The 242-nt window shown below is 51.2% G+C and carries 1 protein-coding gene; it reads left to right on the top strand.

The window, feature by feature from the left end; all coding sequences use genetic code 11:
* Positions 1 to 37: 37 nt before the first annotated feature.
* On the top strand, positions 38 to 242 hold a 205-nt coding region (locus tag NCR39_RS11950), incomplete at its 3' end, for an HIT domain-containing protein (RefSeq protein WP_250452384.1).

Here is a 242-nt window from a genome sequence, read left to right as displayed (position 1 = left end):
GTTTTGATCACATCCGTCAACGAAATCCGGCAACTCAATGAGTCAAGACAACTGCATTTTCTGCAAGATCGCTTCCGGGCAACTGCCGAGCACGAAGGTCTATGAGGACGATGAGTTCGTCGCCTTCAACGACATCAATCCTGCCGCGCCGGTGCACGTGCTGGTCATTCCGCGCAAACATATTGAAACACTTTCCCACTGCACAGAAAGTGACAGTCCGCTACTTGGTAGAATGGTGAGTC

Origin of the sequence: Caballeronia sp. ATUFL_M2_KS44 (genome assembly GCF_023630965.1) — a bacterium.
In the GTDB taxonomy this organism is placed as follows: domain Bacteria; phylum Pseudomonadota; class Gammaproteobacteria; order Burkholderiales; family Burkholderiaceae; genus Caballeronia; species Caballeronia concitans.
This window is presented reverse-complemented; position numbering and strand designations above follow the sequence as displayed.